This is a genomic window from Pseudomonas sp. GL_090 (assembly GCF_057837765.1).
Genome location: NZ_CM174452.1, coordinates 3,809,570 through 3,824,237, shown reverse-complemented (window position 1 = coordinate 3,824,237; position 14,668 = coordinate 3,809,570). Strand labels below are relative to the sequence as shown.

Annotated in this window: 15 protein-coding genes; 10 read left to right on the top strand and 5 right to left on the bottom strand. The window is 59.9% G+C overall.

Annotation, left to right across the window (positions count from 1 at the left end):
• Window positions 1-5: 5 nt before the first annotated feature.
• Entirely contained in the window at window positions 6-449 is a 444-nt protein-coding gene (locus AC3ITA_RS17085; RefSeq protein WP_489277992.1) for a glycine zipper domain-containing protein, read from the bottom strand.
• Between the two features lie 417 nt (window positions 450-866).
• Between AC3ITA_RS17085 and AC3ITA_RS17080 the strand changes: the two genes are divergently transcribed.
• On the top strand, window positions 867-1,319 hold the full coding sequence (locus tag AC3ITA_RS17080) for a cupin domain-containing protein (RefSeq protein ID WP_489277990.1): 453 nt from the start codon (window positions 867-869) through the stop codon (window positions 1,317-1,319).
• A 113-nt stretch (window positions 1,320-1,432) separates the two neighbouring features.
• Here AC3ITA_RS17080 and AC3ITA_RS17075 read toward each other — a convergent pair whose 3' ends face one another.
• Window positions 1,433-2,317, bottom strand: a complete 885-nt coding sequence (locus tag AC3ITA_RS17075; RefSeq protein WP_150674142.1) for a LysR family transcriptional regulator — start codon at window positions 2,315-2,317, stop codon at window positions 1,433-1,435.
• Window positions 2,318-2,510: 193 nt separating this feature from the next.
• Here AC3ITA_RS17075 and AC3ITA_RS17070 point away from each other — a divergent pair, with 193 nt between their 5' ends.
• The 5 genes from AC3ITA_RS17070 to AC3ITA_RS17050 all read left to right on the top strand — a co-directional run bounded on the left by AC3ITA_RS17070 (window position 2,511) and on the right by AC3ITA_RS17050 (window position 8,482).
• Window positions 2,511-3,929 (top strand): MFS transporter, encoded by a 1,419-nt coding sequence (locus AC3ITA_RS17070; RefSeq protein ID WP_489277988.1) that lies wholly within the window; start codon window positions 2,511-2,513, stop codon window positions 3,927-3,929.
• 157 nt (window positions 3,930-4,086) lie between these two features.
• Window positions 4,087-6,090 carry an aminotransferase class I/II-fold pyridoxal phosphate-dependent enzyme gene (locus tag AC3ITA_RS17065; protein ID WP_150674145.1) on the top strand — a complete coding sequence of 668 codons (2,004 nt, stop codon included), beginning with the start codon at window positions 4,087-4,089 and terminating at the stop codon, window positions 6,088-6,090.
• 27 nt (window positions 6,091-6,117) lie between these two features.
• Complete coding sequence (locus tag AC3ITA_RS17060) at window positions 6,118-6,900, top strand: transporter substrate-binding domain-containing protein (RefSeq protein ID WP_489277986.1); 783 nt, start codon at window positions 6,118-6,120, stop codon at window positions 6,898-6,900.
• Window positions 6,901-7,051: 151 nt separating this feature from the next.
• Window positions 7,052-7,765, top strand: a complete 714-nt coding sequence (locus AC3ITA_RS17055; RefSeq protein ID WP_150674147.1) for an ABC transporter permease — start codon at window positions 7,052-7,054, stop codon at window positions 7,763-7,765.
• Between the two features lie 18 nt (window positions 7,766-7,783).
• Window positions 7,784-8,482 (top strand): ABC transporter permease, encoded by a 699-nt coding sequence (locus AC3ITA_RS17050; protein ID WP_103397407.1) that lies wholly within the window; start codon window positions 7,784-7,786, stop codon window positions 8,480-8,482.
• A gap of 63 nt (window positions 8,483-8,545) precedes the next feature.
• Here the strand turns inward: AC3ITA_RS17050 and AC3ITA_RS17045 are convergent, their stop codons facing one another.
• Window positions 8,546-9,181, bottom strand: coding sequence for a TetR/AcrR family transcriptional regulator (locus AC3ITA_RS17045; protein ID WP_095946245.1), 636 nt, complete (start codon window positions 9,179-9,181; stop codon window positions 8,546-8,548).
• Window positions 9,182-9,298: 117 nt separating this feature from the next.
• On the opposite strand from AC3ITA_RS17045, the gene AC3ITA_RS17040 reads away from it, so the two are divergent.
• Entirely contained in the window at window positions 9,299-10,315 is a 1,017-nt protein-coding gene (locus AC3ITA_RS17040; RefSeq protein WP_489277983.1) for a M14 family zinc carboxypeptidase, read from the top strand.
• 74 nt (window positions 10,316-10,389) lie between these two features.
• Here the strand turns inward: AC3ITA_RS17040 and AC3ITA_RS17035 are convergent, their stop codons facing one another.
• A complete protein-coding gene (locus tag AC3ITA_RS17035) occupies window positions 10,390-10,749 on the bottom strand; it encodes a DUF6124 family protein (protein ID WP_489277982.1) in 360 nt (119 codons plus the stop codon).
• 584 nt (window positions 10,750-11,333) lie between these two features.
• Between AC3ITA_RS17035 and AC3ITA_RS17030 the strand changes: the two genes are divergently transcribed.
• Both AC3ITA_RS17030 and AC3ITA_RS17025 read left to right on the top strand, forming a co-directional pair.
• The gene (locus AC3ITA_RS17030) at window positions 11,334-11,792 is read left to right on the top strand and encodes an HvfA family oxazolone/thioamide-modified RiPP metallophore (RefSeq protein ID WP_150674150.1); all 459 of its coding nucleotides are present in this window, start codon (window positions 11,334-11,336) and stop codon (window positions 11,790-11,792) included.
• A 282-nt stretch (window positions 11,793-12,074) separates the two neighbouring features.
• Entirely contained in the window at window positions 12,075-12,263 is a 189-nt protein-coding gene (locus AC3ITA_RS17025) for a ribbon-helix-helix protein, CopG family (RefSeq protein ID WP_046043116.1), read from the top strand.
• 21 nt (window positions 12,264-12,284) lie between these two features.
• Here the strand turns inward: AC3ITA_RS17025 and AC3ITA_RS17020 are convergent, their stop codons facing one another.
• Window positions 12,285-13,946, bottom strand: a complete 1,662-nt coding sequence (locus AC3ITA_RS17020) for a SulP family inorganic anion transporter (RefSeq protein WP_489277979.1) — start codon at window positions 13,944-13,946, stop codon at window positions 12,285-12,287.
• 175 nt (window positions 13,947-14,121) lie between these two features.
• On the opposite strand from AC3ITA_RS17020, the gene AC3ITA_RS17015 reads away from it, so the two are divergent.
• Window positions 14,122-14,352 carry a hypothetical protein gene (locus AC3ITA_RS17015; RefSeq protein ID WP_032828974.1) on the top strand — a complete coding sequence of 77 codons (231 nt, stop codon included), beginning with the start codon at window positions 14,122-14,124 and terminating at the stop codon, window positions 14,350-14,352.
• Window positions 14,353-14,668 lie beyond the last annotated feature (316 nt).

Here is a 14,668-nt window from a genome sequence, read left to right as displayed (position 1 = left end):
CGAGATCAGTCGTCATGCTTGTGTTTATGTTTGTTCTTGTACTTATTTTTATGCTTGTGGTTGTAGTGGTCGTTGTCATTGTCATTATCGTTGTCCTTGGCCAGATTGTTGCCGATAGCACCACCTGCTGCGCCGCCCAGTCCAGCGCCGATCAGGCCACCGGTGGAACCACCAACACTGTTGCCGATTACCTGGCCACCCGCTGCACCGAGCCCCCCGCCAATGGCTGATTCGGTCTTGTTGCCACTCTTCGCAGATATTGCGCCCCCAGCTGCGCCACCTACGCCGGCTCCGATCGCAGCGCCAGTGCTACCTCCCATAGCCTGACCGACCGCGCTTCCAAGGGCGCCACCGACACCGCCACCGATTGCTGTGTTGGTGGCTTCGCCGGCGAGGGAGTACTGCGATACAAGGAGGCTTAGTGCAACGACAGTGAATGATTTACGCATCAGACAAACCTTTAGAAATACACAAGAACAGAAAAGTTTGTTGGTACGAAACAGTCAGGTCAACAGATATTCGACGGTGCATGAATTTGGATCAACCAATCTGTGATGAGTACAGCCGCTAGTTGATCAATTATGACCTGTGGGCACATACAAACCCCAAAGAGGGTTTTTTGAGGGCCTGAAAGCCGCGACCTGAGTGGGAGCGGGTCGCGGTCACTTGATCTTCGCCATTGACCGCGATGCCGTACCCGCCGATACGGGTTTGTATCAGCAGGTATCCGCAACGCCCGCCGTTACCGGGGCATACAAAACCGCCGTTTCCCGACACCTGGGCGATACACGGCGGCCTTCAAATGGAATCACCGGCATCGCGCCACTTTCGGCGCGGCCTGGCGTGGTTCAACTGGAGGAAAGACAATGTCGCGTACCCACACCCGTCACACCCTCGGCAAGCTTGGTCTGGTCCTGGCCGCCGCAGGGCTCGCGACTATTGCGAGCCTCGCTCAAGCCCAGGAAACACAACCGGCCCCGGCGATGAAAAGCTGGCAGCAGGGCCTGCATCGCACCGACCTGGTACGCGAAGACCTGGGCGCCGCCAACCGCGAAGTCCTGCAGGTGCTCGTGGACTTCGATCAGGGCGTGACGTCGCCTAAACATGCTCACCCGGGCGTAGAAGTGGCGCACGTGATCAGCGGCACCTTTGAGTATCAGCTGGAAGGGCGGGCACCGGTAACGCTCAAGGCCGGTGATTCGTTGTACATCCCCGAAGGCGTGGCCCATGTGGCGAAGAACGTGGGCCAGGGCAAGGCCTCGGAACTGGCGACCTACATTGTCAAGAAAGGCGAGCCGCTGCTGATCATGAAGCAGTAATGTAGGAGCGAGCTCGCTCGCGATGGTCTTGAGAGCGCTGCGTTTAATCAATAAACACGCGTTATCGTTAACGACCATCGCGAGCAGGCTCGCTCCTACGTTTTTCGGTGGCGTTACTGACTGCAAACCTCCCACACGCAACCGCGCAACCAGCGGTGCGCCGGGTCGGCGTCCATGCGCGGGTGCCACAGCATCGAAACCGTGATGGGCGGCGTGGGGAACGGCAGGGCAAAGCAGTGCATCCCCTGGCACAGGTTGCCGACGTGCCGCTGCGGTACGCTGGCGACCAGGTCTGAAGCCCGCGCCAATGCAATCGCCGAAGAGAAACCGGCGACAATGGTGGCGATGTCCCGCTTCAGTCCCAGTTCATGCAAGGCGTCGTCCATGACGCCTTTTTCGTGGCCCCGGCGCGAGACCAGGATGTGCCGGGCGGCGGCATAACGCGCGGGTGTCATCTCGCCGCGAGCCAGTGGATGCCCCTTGCGCACAACGCCAATGAACCGGTCGCGAAACAGCATCCGGGTGCGCACTTCCGGGCTGGTGGATTCGCCGATCACACCGGTTTCCAGATCCACCGCACCTTCGCGCAGCAGGGTGCTGTCCTTGTTCAGCTTCTGCACGAAATTCAGGCGCACACCGGGTGCGTCCTGGTGGAGGCGGGCGATCAGTGGCGGTCCGAAATTTTCCACGAAGCCATCGCTGGTGCGCAGGGTGAAGGTGCGCACCAGTTGATCGAGGGCGAGTGCCTCGGCGGGGCGCAGGACGGCTTCGGCGTCCTGCACGAGCACGCCGACCCGTTCACGCAACTCCAGCGCCCGGGGCGTGGGAACCAGTCCGCGACCGGCCCGCACCAGCAGTGGATCGCCCGTGGTTTCGCGCAATCGCGCCAGTGCCCGGCTCATGGCCGACGGGCTCAGGCGCAAACGCTGCGCGGCGCGGGCCACGCTGCCTTCTTCGAGCAGCACATTCAGGGTGATCAGCAGATTCAGGTCTGGCATGGAGTGAATCCTTGTGGGAGCGAGCCTGCTCGCGAAGGTGGCACATTAAAAATGATGTTGTCTGACACACCGCTTTCGCGAGCAGGCTCGCTCCCACAAGGGTTTGCAGCTATATGGCGTCTGGTGCATGAATAAAGTGCAAATGCTGCGTCTTCCGCCATGTTATGGCCAGGCTTAGGCTCGGGACAACTATTTGCGGAGTCGCGAGAAAATGAAGTCCATATCGATTCGAGGCGCCTTGGCCAGCCTGTCGCTTTCCATGCTGCTGTCGTCCCTGGGCACCAGCATTGCCAACGTGGGTTTACCGACACTGGCCGAGGCGTTTTCAGCGTCGTTCCAGGCCGTGCAGTGGGTGGTGCTCGCCTATCTGTTGAGCATCACCGTGCTGATCGTCAGCGTCGGCCGGCTCGGCGACCTCATGGGGCGGCGGCGATTGCTGCTGATCGGCATTGCGCTGTTCACCGTCGCCTCGCTTCTGTGCGCGCTGGCGCCCAATCTGTGGTTGCTGATTGCCGCCCGGGCCGTACAGGGCATCGGCGCGGCGACCATGATGGCGCTGACCATGGCGCTGGTGAGCGGGGCGGTGCCCAAGGAAAAAATGGGCAGCGCGATGGGCGTGCTCGGCACGATGTCGGCGATTGGCACTTCGCTGGGGCCGGCGCTTGGCGGCGTGTTGATTGCCCAGGTGGGCTGGCAGGGGATTTTTCTGCTGAACCTGCCCTTGGGTGTCCTGGCGATCGGACAGGCCTGGCGCTTTTTGCCGCAGGATCGCCACGAGATGACGTCCACTCGGCCCGATTTCGACGCGCTTGGCACTCTGGTATTGGTCCTGACCCTATTGGCTTACGCACTGGCAATGACCCTCGGACGCGGCAGCTTTGGCCCGCTCAATACGGCGCTGCTGCTGGTCGCGGTGATCGGCTTGATACTGTTCGTGTTCGTCGAGCAGACCGCCGGGTCGCCGCTGATCAATTTGGCGATGTTGCGCAATCCGCTGCTCAGCGCAGGGTTCGCCATGAGTAGCCTGGTGACCACGGTGGTCATGGCCACCCTGGTGGTCGGCCCGTTCTATCTGGCGGGTGCGCTGGGTTTGAGCGCGGCAAGTGTCGGGCTGGTGATGTCGACCGGGCCGCTGGTGGCGGCATTGGCCGGTGTGCCCTCCGGACGCCTGGTCGACCGATTGGGCCCGCAGCGTTCGAGCACGGTCGGGCTGATTGCCATGTTGACCGGCGCTTGCCTCCTTCCCGTCGTGCCGATGAGCGTCGGCGTGCTCGGCTACGTCGTGCCGCTGGTGCTCCTCACGGCCGGCTATGCACTGTTCCAGGCGGCCAACAATACCGCCGTGATGGCGGACATTGTGCCGGATCAACGGGGCGTGATGTCCGGTGTGCTCGGCCTGTCTCGCAACCTGGGGCTGATTACCGGCGCCTCGGTCATGGGCGCTGTGTTCGCCTTCGGCACGGCCAGCGGCGATATTTTGCAGGCGCAACCCGAGGCCATCGCGCAGGGGATGCGGTTGACGTTTGCGGTGGCTGCGGGGCTGATTTTCGCGGCTCTGATGATGGGAGCCGTCAGCAAAATCGTTTCACGTCGCTTGATCGCGCCGTGCTGAAAAACGGCGCGACTGTCGTGAAAACGACCTGTTTGCGCTGAACGCGAAGCCTTGCGAGTTTTCTGTTGAACGAGTGTTCAGTCTGGACTATGTTGGGGACCACCTTCCCCCGGCTGGTTGCGGGCTTGCGTTTCTTCAATTCGAACGAGGCACTGGCATGCGGTTTTCACCCTTTGTTGAACGGATCAGTGGCCAAGGCGTTGCCGCCTGGGATATCCACTACGCGGCCAGTGCGGCGCAGCGCAAAGGCGAGGACGTGATCATCCTCAGCGTCGGCGACCCGGATTTCCCCACCCCCGATTTCATCACCGACGCCGCCATCCACGCCCTGCGTGAAGGGGATACCCACTACACCGAAATCGCCGGCCGTCAGGCCCTGCGCGAGGCGATTGCCGGTCGCTACAGCCAGTTGATCGACCGCGAACTGCAGGCGTCCAACGTCATTCTCACGGCCGGTGCGCAGAACGCCTTGTTCGCCACCTCGATGTGCCTGCTCGGTGCCGGCGACGAAGTGATTGCCTTCGATCCGATGTACGTCACCTACGAAGCGACGCTCAAGGCGTCCGGCGCCACGCTGGTGCGGGTGCCTTGCGCGGCGGACTCGGGTTTTCGCCTTGATGCCGCCGTGTTGGCAAAGGCCATTACCCCACGCACCCGGGCGATCTTCTTCTCCAACCCGAACAACCCCACCGGCGTGGTACTCAATCGCGAAGAGCTGCAAGCCATCGCCGAACTCGCTATCGCCCATGATCTGTGGGTGGTGGTGGACGAGGTCTACGAGAGCCTCGCCTACGAGCGTCAACACCTGAGCCTGGCAGCGTTGCCGGGCATGGCCGAGCGCTGCGTGGTGATCGGCAGCCTGTCCAAATCCCATGCGATGACCGGTTGGCGCATCGGCTGGGTCGTGGCCAATGAAGCCCTGGTCAATCATGTCGAAACCCTGGTGTTGAGCATGCTGTACGGCTTGCCCGGGTTTGTCATGGAAGCGGCGCTCAAGGCCGTGCAGTCCCATGACGAAGTCAGCCATGGCATGCGCGAGATCTATCGTCGGCGCCGCGACCTGGTGGTGTCCGGCCTGGCGAATTGCCCGGGCATCAGCGTGCTCAACCCCGATGCCGGCATGTTCGTGCTGGTGGACGTGCGCGGCACCGGCCTGACCTCGCTGGAATTCGCCTGGCGCCTGCTGCGCGAAGCCGGTGTCTCGGTGCTGGATGCGGCGGCATTCGGTGAGCCGGCTCAGGGTTTTGTACGGCTGTCGTTCACCCTGAGCGACGAGCGACTGGCCCAGGCCTGCCAGCGCATTTGTGGCTTTGTCCAGGTGCTCAACGGTGAAGCGCCGAGGCCGGTGATCGGCACGGTGACCCGTACCGCGACCGTCGAACCGGTCGCCGCCAAGACCATGATCGAGGTCGATGGCCTGCACAAACGCTTCGGCAATATCGAAGTGCTCAAGGGCGTTTCCCTGACCGCCCGCGAGGGCGAGGTGATCTCCCTGATCGGTGCCAGCGGCTCGGGCAAAAGTACCTTGCTGCGCTGCATCAACATGCTCGAAGTGCCGGATCAGGGACGCATCCTGGTCGATGGCGAAAGCATTCACCTCAACCAGAATCGCCCCGGTGCACCGCTGGTGTCGGACGCCAAACAGCTTGTGCGCATAAGGTCGAGCCTGGGCATGGTGTTCCAGAACTTCAACCTCTGGCCCCATCGCACCGTGCTGGAAAACCTCATCGAAGCGCCGACCCAGGTCCTGCGTGAAAGCCGTGCGGAGGCCACGGAACGGGCCGAAGCGCTGCTCGAACGCGTAGGCCTTGCGGCCAAGCGCAACGAGTACCCGGCGTTTCTCTCCGGGGGACAGCAACAACGGGTGGCCATCGCCCGGGCCCTGGCCATGCGGCCCAAGGTCATGCTGTTCGATGAACCCACCTCGGCACTCGACCCGGAACTGGTCGGGGAAGTGCTGCGGGTGATCCGCTCCCTCGCCGAAGAAGGCCGGACCATGATCCTGGTGACTCATGAAATGGCTTTCGCACGCGATGTCTCTTCCAAAGTCGCCTTTTTGCATCAAGGGCTGATCGAGGAAACCGGTTCGCCGGACGAAGTGTTCGTACACCCACGCAGCGAGCGTTGCCGACAATTCGTCAACGCTCATCAGACTCGCTAACTCATCATAAAAAGACGGGAAAACAACATGGGAAATCGACGTTTTGCAAACTGGTTGACCGGTGCGGCCTGCGTAATGCTGGCCGGCATGAGTGCGGCGCAAGCACAGCCGATCAGGTTCGCGGTGGCGGCTGAACCCTATCCGCCGTACACCGAAAAACAGGCCAACGGTGAGTGGAAAGGCTTCGAAGTCGACCTGATCCACAAGCTGTGCAGCGAAATGAAAGCCGATTGCGAGATCAAGGAAGTGGCGTGGGACGGCATCATTCCGTCGCTGCTGGCGAAGAAGATCGACGTGATCTTTTCCTCGATGTCGGTGACCGAAGAACGGGAAAAACAGATCGCCTTCAGCAAGGCCTACTACGATTCGGCGATTGCCGTCGTCGGCCCGAAAGAAGCGTCGGTGAAGAAGTACCCGGATGACCTCAAGGGCAAAATCATCGGCGTGCAGAACTCGACCGTGAGCGCCAGCTACCTGAAGACCTACTACGAAAAAATTGCCGACGTTAAGTACTACGACACCCAGGACTCGGCCAACGCCGACCTGATTGCCGGGCGCATTGACCTGATGATGGCCGACGGCACTGCCATGGCCGCGTTCATCAAGACCCCGGATGCAAAGGACCTGGCCTACCTCGGCACCGTGCCTTATGACCCGATCTTCGGCAAAGGCGTGGGGGCCGACCTGCGCAAGGACGACACCGAACTCAAGGCCAAACTGGACAAGGCCATCCAGGAGTTGCTGGCGAGCAAAGACTACGACGACCTGTCCCAGAGCTACTTCGGCACCAGCGTGAAGCCTGCGTTCTGACCCCAGGCACACAAAAAACCCTGTAGGAGCGAGCCTGCTCGCGATGGACGCAAAAGCGCCGCGGGTCATCTGAGTGACCGCGCCATCTTTAACGTTTTTCGCGAGCGGGCTCGCTCCTACAGGGGACCGTGTCCTCCGACTGGAGAGTGAAATGCCGGCAATGTTCGATCTGATCAATTTCACCGAGCAGGGATGGGGCAGTGCGCTGTTGAAGGGGCTCTGGATGACCCTGCAGATTTCCGCCGGGGCCTTTGTGCTCGGGCTGGCCATCGGGCTGGTGGTGGCGTGCCTCAAGCTTGGCGCGCCAAAGCCGATTGCAGCGCTGATGCGCGGCTACACCACCTTGTTCCGGGCGGTGCCGGAATTGCTGCTGATTCTGTTGCTGTACTACGTCGGCTCCATGCTCCTCAATTCGCTGATGACCCACCTGGGCTACGGCGTGGTCAATGTCAGCGGACCGCTGGCGGCCATCGTGGTGCTGGGGCTGGTGCAGGGCGCCTATGCCTCGGAGATCTTCCGCGCGGCGATCCAGGCGATTCCCTTCGGCCAGATCGAAGCGGCCAAGGCGTTCGGCCTCAATGGTTTCGGCCTGTTCCGCCGGGTCACGCTGCCGATCATGGCGCCTTACGCCATGGCCGGGATGGCCAACCTGTGGATCAACCTGATCAAGGACAGTGCGCTGATCAGCGTGGTCGGCACCAACGAACTGCTGTACACCGCCAAGCAAGGCGCGGGGTCGACGCGCCACTATCTGTTGTTCTACCTCACGGCTGCCGCGCTGTACTACGCGGTGACGCTGGTGTCCAACTACCTTTCGGGACGGTTGGAGCGACGCATTCGTCGCTGGATGCCTCTTGTTGACTGAACCGGCAGAGAGAATGAAATGATTCCAGCGTGGATAGTTGAATACGCGGCACTGTTGGGCCGGGGGCTGCAAACCACCCTCACGATTCTATTGATCGCCAGTGTGTTCGGGTTTGTCCTGGCGGTGCTGGTGGCGCTGGCGCGGATCTCGAAAAACAGGGTGATCGCCAAGGTCAGCCTGTTCTACACCAGCGTCACGCGCGGGACGCCGTTGCTGATCCAGATCTACATTTTCTACTACGGCCTGGGCAGCCTGTTTGCCCAGTTCCCGCTGATTCGCGGCAGCTTCCTCTGGCCGTACCTGCGCGACGGTTACTGGTACATCGTGTTCGCCCTGGTGGTGTCGGTGGGGGCCTATGTCGGCGAAGTGATTCGCGGTGGCCTGCTGGCGGTACCCAAGGGTGAAATGGAAGCGGCATCGGCCTTCGGCATGACCGCGCGCCAGTCCTTGCTGCGGGTGCGCTTGCCCCGGGCGATGCGCCTGTTGCTGCCGACTCTGGCGGGGGAAACCGTGATGCTGCTCAAGTCCACGGCGCTGGCCTCGACCATCGCCGTGATCGATCTGCTCGGCGCCGCCAACGTGGTCCGCGCGCAAACCCTGCAGGTGTACGAACCCCTGTTGCTGGTGGCCGGTGTCTACGTCTGCCTGACGTTCCTGATCGAAGCGCTGTTTGCCTTTGCCGAACGGCGCGGAACGCCGGTACGCAGGTCGGCCTGATGAGTTCGCCACGGGTTGACCTCCGTCAGCGGCCCTCTGGCGATGATCTTCGGCCGACACGTGTCACAAGACGTCGTCGGTGCTGAATGCTCCGTGACGCAGCCCCTTTATCCAGCAACGGCAGATATGCAGTCCGTTGGCGGCGCTGAAGGTCTCGGGATTCAGGCACCACTCGAGCCAGAGACCGTCGAGCATCGCCGATAAGCCGATGGCGGCCAGGCGCGTGTCGTGAATCACGAAGCCTTCGCTGGCGGCCAGCCCTTCGAGCAACTGGCGGATCAGGTCGAGGTAGGCGCGGTAGCTTTTTTCGTGGGACTGGCTGACGTGTTCGGAGTGACGGATCAGGCTCCAGAACACCACCCACACGCCGAGCAGTTTCGGGTCCATGACCCTGGGGGAAAACGAGCCTTCGAGAAAGGCATCGATCTTTTGCGCGGGTGTCTGGGCCTGCTCGATTTCCTGGAGCAGGGCCGTGGTCAGTTCGCTCGCCAGCCGCTGGTAGGTGTCGGCGATCAGTACTTCGATGCTGCCGAAGTGATGGTTGAGCAACCCCACGGACACCCCGGCTTCGGTGGCAATGCGTCGCACGGAAATCCCGGCGTGACCGTCGCGGCCCAGGCAGCGCAGGGTGGCGGCCACCAGCATTTCGCGACGGTCCTCGGGTTCGGCGCGGCGGTTTTTCGGGGCATCGGTTGTCACAAGGCTGTCCTTGGGTGAGGTTCCACGATGCCGAGCTTAGTTGAACGTCTGTTCAATCACCAGCCTCGGCAGCAGCGATACAACGTTTTTCAAGGTTCATGACGGGAGGGAAAGCCAATGCCGCAGGATATTTCGTTCAGTGTTCGCAACAACAACGGTGACGCCGTGCGGGTCGGTGCCTGGCGTTATACAGGCGATGGCAGCGGGCCAAACGTGCACCTGCAGGCCGGCGTTCATGCCGATGAAATCGCCGGGATGCTGGTGCTTCACTTGTTGATGCAACGACTGCACACCGCCGAAACCCAGGGCCGGCTCAAAGGCAACATTACCGTGGTGCCGCAGGCCAATCCGCTGGGCATCGGGCAGTTTCGCCAGGGGCGGATCCTCGGCCGTTATCACGACGCCACCGGGCAAAACTTCAATCGCGGGTTCGACCAGTCGGCGGCCATGGAACGACCTTCGACCTGCGTTCAGCAATGGCAAAAGCAACTGGTGCAACTGGCCGCCCCGGCCGATGTGATGCTCGACCTGCACACCGATGACGAGGCGCTGCCGTACCTGTACATGCACCGCAGTTTCTGGCCCCGTGGCCGCGAACTGGCGGCGGCGATGAAGATGGACGTGGCGATCATCTGGGATGACGGCGGCGATGGCTCCTTCGAGGAAACCATCATTGCTCCTTGGATACGCGACGGAGTCACAGCGGGGCGCTTGGCTGCGACCCTGGAGCTGCGCGGGCAGGGCGATGTCAGCGATCGTTTTGCCGAACAGGATGCCGAAGGGCTGTACAACTGGCTGTGCGGTTGCGGTGTCATCGATGAGTCAGTGGCGCCCACGGACTGGCCCGTTGAGGCCGTGGAAATGGGCAACATGGAAACCATCATCGCGCCGCAACCCGGGGTGCTGATCTTCGAAAAAGAGCTGGGGGATTTTGTCGAGGAAGGGCAACGCTTTGCGCGAATCCTTGGGCGGCCGGGCGACCCGTCCTCCGAAGTGGTACTGCACGCCGAACAAGCGGGGCGCCTGGTGACGCGCTATCGCGACCGCCTGATCCCCCAGGGCATGGGGGTGGCGAAGTTCACCGGTAGCCGGGTGTCGCGTAATTGGAGTGGGGGGTTGCTGGACCCGAACTAGTGATAGCCCAGCCAACATCAAAAACACAGGAACTGAAGTGAGGGAGCAAACTCCCTCGCCTCAGGTAGCCGTATTTATGCGGGCGGGTCGATTAGGTCCAGCACCCGATTCGCCGTGATCTCCGCCAACATCACACTGTTGGAAATCCCCAGCAGGGCATTGCGCGATCCGCCGTCCAGGTGATCCACCAACTGGTGCACCATCACATCGACCGAGGCCAGCGTTTCGACCAGATACACCATCAGGGTTTCGGTATCGATCTTGGGGTCGACGGTAAACAGAGAGCCAGGCGTGCGCGGTGTGGCTTTGATGTCGGCAGTCGACGGGAAGTGGTAGGCGAGCGTGCGTTCGGCAGCCTCGTTGAGCTTGTTTGAATCGGATTCGTACGGGGATGTTGGATCGGTGTCCGGCGGGTTGGGGGTGACTTTGAACATGGTAACTCTCCGTCTACGAGTTAGCGCTGCACCATTCGGTTCCAAGCGAAGGGTGGCAGCTGTACGCAGGTTGGAACCCGGGAAACGGAAACCCGGCAGACCCTAAGGTCTCCCACGCACAGCCGCCATAACGGAGTACACACTCAAAAGTGTGCACCATAGGTTATGAAGGGCGTTATGCGCCGTTTAATCATCAGGGTTCCAAGCCTGGTCGCTGAATTGGCAACGACGCGCAAACGATAAAACCTGGACCCTAGGCGCACAAGCCGGCGGATTCTGGCGTAACCGTAGGCAACGACGCAAGGTGTTGTAGCCCTCGGGAAATACCCTACAACCTTTTTAAACAAGCGCTCCTGCGGACATGAGCAACGGAGTATCGGCTTTCGTGTATCGCCGTGTATCAGGGCGCGGCATCCGCATACAGCCATACAAAACCAGCGCTTTACGGATACAGCCGGGATACACCACCGGGGCCAAATAGACCTGGCAAAGCGAGATGCACAACGCAGCTCGCCACCAGGTTTATCAACCCTTGCGGTACGACCAATAGAGGTCCCGCCGCACCATTGATCCGGAGTATCAACATGTCTCGTATCCAGTCGAACAAAACCCGCATTGGCCTGATCGCTGTTGCACTGGTCGGCGGTATCAACTTCGCGTCCTCGGCGTTTTCCGCCGAGGCCTTGCCTCAGGGCTATCAACTGGCTTCCGCGGAAAAGACCAGCGAAGGCAAGTGTGGCGAAGGCAAGTGCGGTGCCGAAGCCGGCGCGCAAAAGACCCAGGCCGAGGGCAAGTGCGGTGAAGGCAAATGCGGCGATGCTTCGTTTGCGCGCACCGACACCGATGATGACAGCCGCGTGTCGCTCAAGGAACTGCTGGCGGTGGCGCCCAAGGGCACCGAGGAATTCAAGGCGATGGACACCAATGGCGATGGTTTCCTGTCCGAGGGTGAGGTGTACAAGTTCCGCACCAACCAGTTCACCTCGAACGGCAAGAAAGTACCGACCGAGTTGTTCACCAAGTTGAGCCAGGCTAAAGACTGATCGGCCGCAAACAAAAAAACTTCCTGTGTTGACGCGCAGGAAGGTTTTTTGCGTTGAAAGTATTGGTTTGGCAGGCAGTCGGCTAGCTTGGAATAAATTTGCTCCCTTCCTCGCGGATGGGGACTATCCACGCGAGTCGAAGCAGATCCGACTCATCACCCACCGTGAGAGCCGAATCTTTTCTTGTGAGTAAAGTCGAAGTAACGAGCAGCACAGTGACAGCGCCGGACAAGGCAATTACAATTTGATTAACATCTAGCGAATTGAGCGATTGAATACCCCATGGAAAGCAAGACTGCGCGCCTCACTGTGCTCATTGATCCCGTCAAGAAAAAAGCCTTCGAGGAACTCTGTGCAGCACAAGACCTGACGCCTTCTCAGGTGGTCCGTCAACTGATTCGTGACTACCTGGACACCCACGGTGCCACCTATTCGACCAAAAGCAAGCATGCCGCCAGTACCAAGTCATAACCTGGCACGGGCAGCAAGCCTTTAAAGGGTCGATGGACCCTCTGCGAGACTGACCGCTTTAGCCAGCGCGGTGTTGAAGTCGGCGTGGTAATGCTCCGTGCCGATTTCTTGCAAGATACCCACCCTATCGAGCTTGTTGAGCACCTTCGTGTTCGCTTCGCAGAGTTTCACCACGATATTGCGCTTGTGCAGTTGCTGAATGACCTCCTCCAGTACCTGCAAACCAGTGATATCCATAAACGGTACACGCTTCAAGCGAATAATCAGCAGACGTGGATCGGTATGGGTCTGTGCCAGGACTCGCTCGAAGGTCTCGGCCGCGCCAAAGAACAATGGCCCTTCAATCGTATAAATCATTGTCCCAGGCGGCAGGCGAGTGTGCCCATTGGCCCTCAATTCTTCTTCAAGCTCGTGCTCGACTACCTGTTGTACCTCAACAGATGAGGCCATGCGGCGCATGAAGTGCAGCATCGCAAGGATGACGCCGATGTTCACAGCGATCACCAAGTCACTGAACACTGTGAGACTGAAAGTGATGAGCAGAATAGCTACGTCTGCGCGCGGGGTCCGCTGGACCATGCGTTTGAAGTGCTTCAACTCGCTCATGTTGTACGCGACCACGAAAAGAATGGCGGCCAGGGCGCACAGTGGGATGTTTGAGGCCAGAGGTGCCAGAAACAGAATAATAAGCACCAACGTGACCGCGTGCGTAATGCCGGCCAGCGGGCTCGTGCCGCCGTTACGGATATTGGTTGCAGTACGGGCAATGGCTCCGGTCGCTGCGAAACCGCCAAACAATGGCGTGACCAGATTAGCCACACCCTGACCGACCAGTTCCTGATTGGAATCGTGCTTAGTGCCCGCCATGCCATCGGCCACCATGGCGGACAGCAGCGATTCGATCGCTCCAAGCATGGCGATAGTGAACGCCGGACCGATCAAGTCGATGACGCGAGACAGCGTGATTTCAGGCAGGCTCAACGCTGGAAGGCCTTGAGGTATGCCACCAAATGCGCTGCCGATCGTGGCTACCCCCTCGAAATGAAAGGTTGACTGTATCGCTGTAGCGACCGCCATTGCGACTAATGGGCCAGGTACCCGTTTGAGTCCGGGAATTTTGGACGCGGTGATGACCAGGAAAAGACTGAGTACCGCCAGCAGGGTCGTGGCCATATGAAGATCAGGGAGCGCCTGGAGCAAATGCCAGAGCTTTTCATGGAAATGCTCTCCACTGATCCTCGGTAAACCGAAAAAGTCTTTCCACTGTCCGACCCAGATGATCACGCCGATGCCTGCGGTGAATCCGACGATCACCGGATCGGGGATAAACTTGATGATTGCACCGAGCCGGGCCATCCCCAGCAATATCAACATGGCACCCGCCATCATCGTCGCGATTTGCAGACCGTCTATACCGTGCTCGGCCGTGACTCCGGCCAGGATCACGATGAACGCACCTGTCGGCCCGGCAATCTGCAAGCGGCTTCCCCCAAAGAGCGAAACCAGCAGACCACCGATGATTGCGGTGTAGATGCCTTGCTCAGGTTTGACGCCAGATGCAATGGCAAACGCCATTGCCAGAGGGAGCGCCACGACCCCGACGATCACGCCAGACACCAGATTGCGGAGCCAATGCTCTCGCCCCAACAACCCCGCCTTCCATGCCTCACCTATCGCAATCATGGCTAGCTCCTCAGTGGATGCATGTGCATAATATTAACATACAGTGATAATTGAAATGCCTTTGATCCACTGCTTCGGGCGGCTGGAGATGTTTATAGAGAAAGTTCAGATGGAGCTGGGCGGGCATGCACTGTAAATAGAGAATCTTGAGAGCGCGTGTAGCGTGGTGACTGACATGAATCGTAAAGCTGTGAAAAGCAAACACGCCGAAGGCGTGACCTTTGACACCCATGTGATCGCAAACCCGACCAACCCCAAGGAGTGGATCGTGTTTTTCAAGAAGGACGCAGGGAGAAGTTATTTTTTGGTTGATGACAACGAGGAAGTCGAGTCTTTCGGGCATCTGGATGACCTGATCGCCGAGCTTCGAGACTTGGGCCTCAAGACCGCTGAAATCCACTTTTAACCCTTGGATCGCGCCCTGGAGACATGATCATGTCAGTGAAAGTCGAGTACCTGTCCAGTCAAAGAGAAGCTCTTTGGTCTGTGTGTTTTGGCATCAGACGAGTCCAGTTTCGGCATGAACAAAGTGCTCACGACTTTGCTGCCAGGCTCAAGGAGAGAATCGAGGCTCCGCATGTTTACCCTCAACGTGATCCGCCAGCGAGTAATCATGGTTGATCGGTACAGGCAGGTTGAACCTCACCCTGCATATCTACCTGTTTGTTCTACATAACTGATCCGATTGAACTCGTGACCTCCGGTAAAAAGGCCGAGTAGCT

Bases quoted from the DNA above. Each gene is read 5' to 3' on its own strand.
- AC3ITA_RS17075 (WP_150674142.1), bottom strand. From the start codon at position 2,317: ATGCCAGACCTGAATCTGCTGATCACCCTGAATGTGCTGCTCGAAGAA.
- AC3ITA_RS17030 (WP_150674150.1), top strand. From the start codon at position 11,334: ATGTCTCGTATCCAGTCGAACAAAACCCGCATTGGCCTGATCGCTGTT.
- AC3ITA_RS17065 (WP_150674145.1), top strand. From the start codon at position 4,087: ATGCGGTTTTCACCCTTTGTTGAACGGATCAGTGGCCAAGGCGTTGCC.
- AC3ITA_RS17020 (WP_489277979.1), bottom strand. From the start codon at position 13,946: ATGATTGCGATAGGTGAGGCATGGAAGGCGGGGTTGTTGGGGCGAGAG.
- AC3ITA_RS17060 (WP_489277986.1), top strand. From the start codon at position 6,118: ATGGGAAATCGACGTTTTGCAAACTGGTTGACCGGTGCGGCCTGCGTA.
- AC3ITA_RS17040 (WP_489277983.1), top strand. From the start codon at position 9,299: ATGCCGCAGGATATTTCGTTCAGTGTTCGCAACAACAACGGTGACGCC.
- AC3ITA_RS17015 (WP_032828974.1), top strand. From the start codon at position 14,122: ATGAATCGTAAAGCTGTGAAAAGCAAACACGCCGAAGGCGTGACCTTT.
- AC3ITA_RS17055 (WP_150674147.1), top strand. From the start codon at position 7,052: ATGCCGGCAATGTTCGATCTGATCAATTTCACCGAGCAGGGATGGGGC.
- AC3ITA_RS17025 (WP_046043116.1), top strand. From the start codon at position 12,075: ATGGAAAGCAAGACTGCGCGCCTCACTGTGCTCATTGATCCCGTCAAG.
- AC3ITA_RS17080 (WP_489277990.1), top strand. From the start codon at position 867: ATGTCGCGTACCCACACCCGTCACACCCTCGGCAAGCTTGGTCTGGTC.
- AC3ITA_RS17085 (WP_489277992.1), bottom strand. From the start codon at position 449: ATGCGTAAATCATTCACTGTCGTTGCACTAAGCCTCCTTGTATCGCAG.
- AC3ITA_RS17035 (WP_489277982.1), bottom strand. From the start codon at position 10,749: ATGTTCAAAGTCACCCCCAACCCGCCGGACACCGATCCAACATCCCCG.
- AC3ITA_RS17050 (WP_103397407.1), top strand. From the start codon at position 7,784: ATGATTCCAGCGTGGATAGTTGAATACGCGGCACTGTTGGGCCGGGGG.